Source organism: Aphanothece sacrum FPU1, from assembly GCF_003864295.1.
Lineage (GTDB): Bacteria > Cyanobacteriota > Cyanobacteriia > Cyanobacteriales > Microcystaceae > Aphanothece_B > Aphanothece_B sacrum.
This window is the reverse complement of sequence record NZ_BDQK01000009.1, coordinates 100,619-107,536: the sequence shown is the minus strand read 5'-3', so window position 1 is coordinate 107,536 and position 6,918 is coordinate 100,619. Positions and strand designations below refer to the sequence as shown.

Sequence of the window (6,918 nt, the reverse complement as noted above, 5' to 3'; positions counted from 1 at the left end):
CCGGAGAACGCCATAGGGATCAACCCCAAAATGCCAATAAAAGCGGCTATCTTCAGAAGCGAGAAGTGCTTGAGGTAAATAAGGAGAAAAATCCTTTAAATTCTTTAATTCTTGATGAGTATCTTGGCTAATAGGGTTAAGCTGGGTTTGTCCATCCCTAGCATAAATCACTACTGGCCCACTGACTCCAGAAGGGAGGGGACGTACAGGAATGTTTCGTCCTTCCCATATAATTAAGAGGGTAAGCAGTCCTAAAAATGCCCCACTACCGCTTAAAATGTAGGGAATTAGGGTTTTCCATTGAGGGGGTGGGTCATGATAGATAAATTGGGCTGCATTGGCTAATTCTGGGGGCCCAAGGGTAATTACATCCCCATGACGAAGGGTTAGAGTATTTAAGCGTTGTCGTTTGAGATAAAGTCCATTTGTGGAATCTTCGTCTTTTAAAATGAAGCGATGGGGATTTTTTTTGTCCCGGTGTAAGGAACAGTGAATTTGACTAACTACCGCATTAGGAACCACGATATCACAGGATCTCGAACTCCGGCCGATGATATAGCGATCGCCGAGTAAAGCATGAGGTTCGGGACTTTTTCCTGGTTCACTGAGAACCCGTAACTCAGGCACTTTTGCCCCTTTTTTGAGTAAAGAGGGGGTAAGTTTGCCTTTCGCTATTTGTTGGACAGCTTGGGTTAACAGTTGACTTAGGGGTTGTTTTTGGGTCATAGTTGGTAGTTAGACGATGACTCATTCTAGCGCAACATTTCCCTAGACAGATTTTAAATTCTCTAATGTAAATTCTGTCCCGTGAATTTGATTATATTCAGCAATGACTTCTTCCACAGTGTAAAAACTTTCTTTGTCTTCATTCATGAGTTCCATTTCTAACTGTTTTAATCGTTTCCATTCTTCATAATTAATCAGGGTTGCTATAGCTTTTCCTTCCTTTTCAATCACAATTTGCTCTTGGTCAATGCAGTTTAGAAAATCATCAAAAGAGTCTTGAACTTGAGTAACATTAACTTTTTTCATAACAAAACCTTTATTTTTAACACCATTATACTGTAACGCAAACACGCACTCTACGAAAATACAGAATATTGTATCTTATTATACAGTATTAAGATGGTGGCGATTTAGACTTTTTGTACATAAATATTATAGAAAAACATGGGTAGGGATCAACGGCCGTTGACCCCTACAAGTTAGCGATCGCCATAAACAATAGTTCCGACTTTTTCCCCATTAACGGCGGCTCTAATCTTATCAGAATCAAGTCCGTTGACAATTTGAACTTGTTTCTGTAATCGAGAATTATCCAATAAATCGAGTAAAATTCGCTCAAAAGGTAGGGTTTCAAAATTGCCTTTTCTGATCTCAGTTGTAGAAATTTCTGAGATAAAACTTGCGTTAGAATTCGTTTTCGGATCTTCAGTATAAAGTCCGTCCACATCTTTAACTAAAGTAACATTTTGACACCCAAAACATTCCGCTAATAAGAATGATCCTGAGTCACTACCATGAGGAGGAATACGTCCGATAGCGGGGGGATGTTCCCATAAAGAATAGGGTGGAACTCCCGTAAAAATAACACCTGGGACACTACGAATAAATAGGGGTAACAGATGACCAAAAATTTCGGGAGGAATGGCCACAACCCCATAAGGGGCTAATAACGCACCCAAAATATGGGCATTCCCCAAAGCATCCGCTTGAGCGAGTTCTGCAAGTACCCCTGAGGGCATTCCTAAGTCAATACCAATAGAGAAGACATGACGACTTCTGGCCCCTCCTCCTGTACCAATAATCAGTTTTTTGCTGTCCAATAAATTCGCTAAAGCTTCAACAACCGGATAAGTAACCGCTTTTCCCGCATCTAAAATGGAACGGCCCCCGATTTTGACAACATAGGTATCCGGTAACATCCGAATAACTGGAGTTTCTGTGGATTTTTCTACCTCTTTATCTAGTAGACTTTCCCGCATGAGTATGGAGTTGAGATGATGACGGCGATCGCCATTGTCTAATATTGTAGTCATAATTTCCTCTGAAATAGTTAAGGGTTAAGGGTCAAAAAAACGGCTTTAAGGGCGGTTTTATCTGAATTTTGGTAAAAATAAGAGAATTTTTGTATAAAACGGCCCCTACGGTAACTTATGTCGGGGTTTAACATTGTTAAACCCGCCCCGACAAAAATATTAATCTGCATAAATTTCAGTACCTATGTCTTGTCCATTAAGGGCGCGGGTTAAATTTCCGGGTTGAAGTCCATTAATGACGCGGATAGAGCGTCGGTTGCTGGCATTTTCCATAAATGTCATCAGGGAACGTTCGACGATCACATCTTGAAGATCAAGTTCCCGTAACTCCCCAACCGAGATCCGTTTGATAAACTTAGCATTAGGCTCCTTTTTGGGGTCGGCAGTATAAAGACCTTCTTCGTCTTTAATAAAAATCATGGATTTTGTACCAAATACTTCACTAACTAAATAAGCTCCTGTATCGGTACGATGGGGAGGAATACGCCCAATACTGGGGTTTTCGTGCCAAAACGTATAAGGAGGCATTCCAAAAAAGATGACAGCCCCTCTTTCCGCCAAATAATGGGACATTTGCCCAAACTGTACAGGTTCAATGAAAGGAATGCCATGTTGTGCTAATAAATAATAGATCATGCGAGCATTTTGCATACTGACAAAGGTTCCCAAGACACTTAAAACCCCTGTAGGTAGTCCCAGATCAACGCCTACACTATAGGCATGACGAGCGCGAGTTCCCCCCCCTGTACCTATAATCATCTGATGACGGCCCAAATTTTCGACAATTTCCTCAATTAAGGGGAAAACCGCCCGACGACCGCGATCCATAAAACTTTGTCCACCAATTTTTAGTACATTGGCGTTAGGGAGAATTTTGATCGGGGGTTCATTGTTGGTCTGATTTAGCACCCGTTCATCACTCAAAGAACCTGTGACAAGAGATTTACCTAAGTCAGATAGTAACTGATTTTCGGCTAAAAAAACGGGATTTGTCATAATTATCCTGGTTAATATTCATTGAACTTATAGTTATTCTGTGGGAGGGAGCCAAAAGCCTTGTAATACATAGGTTTCTTGAGATTCTAAAGTCTGAGTAAGTCCCCCCAAAGAATCATCGGCCCAAGTTTGTAGCTTATATAAAATCTCTTGTTTTGTAGTAGGGGGAATGTCTATTCCCCCTAACCCTGGTTTGTCTTGCCAACTTTGCAGAGACTGTTCTGGGGTATTAGTAACTGTCCAACAATAAACCTCTATAGGTTCTATGGGTTTGGCCCCACGTTCCCTATATAGTTGCGTTAGTCGTTGCAGTTTCTTTTCTTTGGGATATTTTGCTAAACCCTGTAAAGCAAGTTCTTGGTGCATCTGTTGTTTCATTTTTGCTTTGATGCTGTCAGAGTCTCGTTTAATATTTCCAACTAAAAAAATACATCCTTGGGGATGAGCGATACGAAAAGTTTCATTAATGATGTGTTCTTCTGAGTCTAATAGGTGAATACTTCGAGAACTAAAAATGACTTTCGCACTGTGATCATCCACTGGCCAAATATCATTTCCATCTGATTTTAATAATGTCCAATGGCTGTTATTTTTTTCTAATCTTTCTCGGAAGATATTGAGCATTTCTTGAGACAAATCAAAGCCCAAATAGTTCACAAAAGACTTAACAAACCATTGACCAATCATTCCTGTTCCCGCACCAATTTCAACAAGAAGATCCGAGGGTTGTGCTTGAGAAAGGGTTAAGACGGTTTGCGCGATCGCCTGACAACAGTTTTCTGATAGACCTACCCGCAAATCATAGTTTTGCGCCTGAGTATCAAAGGAGGAATGGCTAGATTTCACTGCTTACTTTTGATTGATTTTGGCATCTTCTCACTTTATTATTTTTTGGGTTCATTCCGTTAAATCTTGGTCACTTATTTAATATTTTGTTATAAATCTTTTTTCCCATTTCTTAAGATCTTAACTGTGCAATTTTTGCCAAAATATGCTATGAACAGGTTAACTTACTCAAAACTAACTGTAGGGTCATTTCAGTTAAGTAGGTAGACAAAATTAATTACACAAAATTTGTAGGGGCGGGTTTTTTACATAAATCCATGATTCTCACCAAAAAACTAGATAAACCCGCCCTGTTTTTTTTTACATAAATCCATGATTCTCACAAAATTGATGATGGTTTAACATACATAACCATAAGTTTTGGTTGTGCTAAATGTTCTTTACTTTCTCGACTAGCAAACCCTTTTACTGTACCTGGTGTGATTTCATTTCCTAATAATAACCAGCCAAAATTACTTTGAGGAAAATCTAACCAGTCTTGCACATCAGCTACCATTTTAGGAGTAGATTTCCAAACATAAACACCAACATCATCTACCACCTGAATACCACTAACTATATCAGAAAAATATCCACCTTGATTAGACCAGGATTGAGTATCATAAAAAGTATAAATCCAAGTTACCTCACCTGATGTTGCTTTTCCTCCTTTCCCTCCTTGATGACTAGACTTACCTTCTCCCCAGTTTTGCAAAAGTCTATGTAATTTTATGGATTGTTTTCCTCCTGGAGTTCGTTCTAAGGTTAGGGTAAGATTCACTTCAGTTATTTTAGATCCTTTAGGAATACTTTTAGCAATATCAAAGGCAATAACCCCTCTTCTAATATTATCAGTTCCTTGATTAGTGCGTCCCACAAAAAACCGTTGTCCAGCACCATTACTCAGAGAACCCATTAAGTTTTCTACCAGAGTATTATCTTTACTCGGTGAAATCATTTGGGTGTCTTGTGCGGTTGCTGCTGTTAGCATTACAGTTAAATAAACTAACATAGCAACCACAATTAACAGAATTTGTTTGATGGTAGGTTGCATCACTTAGACAGTATTTATATTGAAGTTTCTTGTAGTTTTGTTTGTGACTCCCCTACTTTTTGTAATTGTTTTTTCATCTCAAATCCTCCTAATGTGATTAATAAACTTTGTCCCAAAATGGAGAACATAAACATGATAATTGAAGGACATTTAGCCATATTTTCTAACACAACTAAGGGTAAAAAGGTGAACAACCAGGGAGTCATTACTTTATCAGGGAATAATCCTAACATACCTAAGCCCATCGGCGGTAAGGTAATTAAACTTCCAATAGCTAAGGTTGCTATTAGGGTACTTTTGGGTGTTTTTAGCATTAATATTCTTTGACCGATAATGCTATAAATCAGAATCATATTCATCCCCAACAATAAGCCAAGCAATAAGAAAAATTTGTTCTCTACAGGAGCAAGCAAAATTCCTGGAACTAAGGCAACAAATATAATACCTAAATTGACAGCTATTGCAATTATAGAAGGACTTTTTTCTCCCAAGATTAAATCCTCCATAATAGAGCGATGATGCTGTTTATTATAATGACGATATCTGGCCCAATCTTGTAAAGTTTGACGATGGGGACTTAGAGCAACCATTAACAAACAAGAAAAGGCAACAATAAACGTTTGTAAAATCAAGAAATTTTCTCGAAGATGTTGTGATAAACTGCCATAACGACTAGGTTGGAAAACAAATCCCAATACCATAATGATAAAACTTGCTGATAGGTAATAGCTATGATATTTACTCAACCAAGTAGCAGTAGGATTATGAAAACGTCGTTTTAAAGCTTGACCTATCCAATAAGTCCATAAGCCATAATTAAACACAATAAATCCAATTCCTAACCATGTATTTTGCCAGATAGTTTGTCCATACCAACGTAAATTATTGAGATTTTCGTAATTAAAATCAAGCGTATTAGTAGGTAAAAAAGTTGACTTGGCGAGGTAAGATAGAATCGTTCCTGGATAAAAAAGCATGACCCAATCAAAGGGAGTCTGAGATACAGAATCTCCTGAAGCAAAAGAAATGCTCGTTAAGATAAATAGCCCAAATAAAACCCCTCCACTGCCTAAAAAAGCTTGAAATCCTCCTAAACTTGAACTGACTAACCCATACAATAAAGCCCCACTATAAAAGAAGGCACAACTACTAAGAATAACTCCATAAAATCCTAAAATTAAACTAATAGGAATATGAGCATTAAATGCGGCAATTAAATGTAAAGGAAAAGCTATTAATCCCATGAGATAAACTAAACAAGGAACCCCTAACATTTTACCTAATAAAAGATTTTTGGGAGTGCGGGGACTGAGACGAATAAAGTTAAGAGTTCCTCGATTTTCTTCCCGTGATAAATCAGCAATAAGTAAATAAATTCCAGCTACTAATAAGACAAAAATTCCCACAATACTCAAGGTACGAAATACATCAAACCACCATAATTGCCAATTAATCACCCAATTTCCTAGTAAATCTTGGATACAAAAAGGTACCCCATAATAAGAATTTTGATAAATTTCTGGGGGAGGTGTGGCAGTACAATAACGATTAAATTGTCCATGATACAGATCGTAATTTTGCACTTCTGACGGAAGATTGCTATTAAATATCAGCAATAAAAACAGTTGACCAATAACTGAAATTACCACGGCGATCGCTGTATTTCTTGGATTTAATCTTCCTTTAATTTCTCTTAATAATTGAGGATTCCCATCACCGATTTTATCCCAATAGTCAGCTATCATATAGCATATCCTCCTTCAAATATGTTGGTTTATTCGCAAAAATTTACATGGGACTCTGATTAAATATTAGCGTTTAATAGACGTTGCTCGGCCTGTTACGCTTTAATTATTTAGTGTAATTCAATTATAAAGTATTTGTTGAGAATTGCCCAAAATTTCCTTATAATTCAATGATGGATAATTGACTTTGTTTATCAGTTGATAGTTAATATAGCATTACTTTTACAGGTTAGGACATTCGTCATCCGGCAAAACCTTG

7 protein-coding genes are annotated in these 6,918 nt (G+C 37.7%); all 7 read right to left on the bottom strand.

Annotated elements, in window-relative coordinates:
- On the bottom strand, nt 1-726 hold a 726-nt coding region (locus AsFPU1_RS10420; protein ID WP_125061097.1), incomplete at its 3' end, for an FHA domain-containing protein.
- 42 nt (nt 727-768) lie between these two features.
- Nucleotides 769-1,077 (bottom strand): type II toxin-antitoxin system Phd/YefM family antitoxin, encoded by a 309-nt coding sequence (locus AsFPU1_RS10415; RefSeq protein WP_124972304.1) that lies wholly within the window; start codon nt 1,075-1,077, stop codon nt 769-771.
- A gap of 128 nt (nt 1,078-1,205) precedes the next feature.
- Entirely contained in the window at nt 1,206-2,039 is an 834-nt protein-coding gene (locus tag AsFPU1_RS10410; protein ID WP_124972306.1) for an amino acid kinase family protein, read from the bottom strand.
- Nucleotides 2,040-2,198: 159 nt separating this feature from the next.
- Nucleotides 2,199-3,035: an amino acid kinase family protein gene (locus tag AsFPU1_RS10405; protein ID WP_124972308.1), complete on the bottom strand. Its 837-nt coding sequence runs from the start codon at nt 3,033-3,035 to the stop codon at nt 2,199-2,201.
- A gap of 33 nt (nt 3,036-3,068) precedes the next feature.
- On the bottom strand, nt 3,069-3,881 hold the full coding sequence (locus tag AsFPU1_RS10400) for a class I SAM-dependent methyltransferase (protein WP_124972310.1): 813 nt from the start codon (nt 3,879-3,881) through the stop codon (nt 3,069-3,071).
- 319 nt (nt 3,882-4,200) lie between these two features.
- On the bottom strand, nt 4,201-4,914 hold the full coding sequence (locus tag AsFPU1_RS10395) for a DNRLRE domain-containing protein (protein ID WP_124972312.1): 714 nt from the start codon (nt 4,912-4,914) through the stop codon (nt 4,201-4,203).
- A 14-nt stretch (nt 4,915-4,928) separates the two neighbouring features.
- A complete protein-coding gene (locus AsFPU1_RS10390; RefSeq protein WP_124972314.1) occupies nt 4,929-6,659 on the bottom strand; it encodes a hypothetical protein in 1,731 nt (576 codons plus the stop codon).
- Between the last annotated feature and the right edge of the window lie 259 nt (nt 6,660-6,918).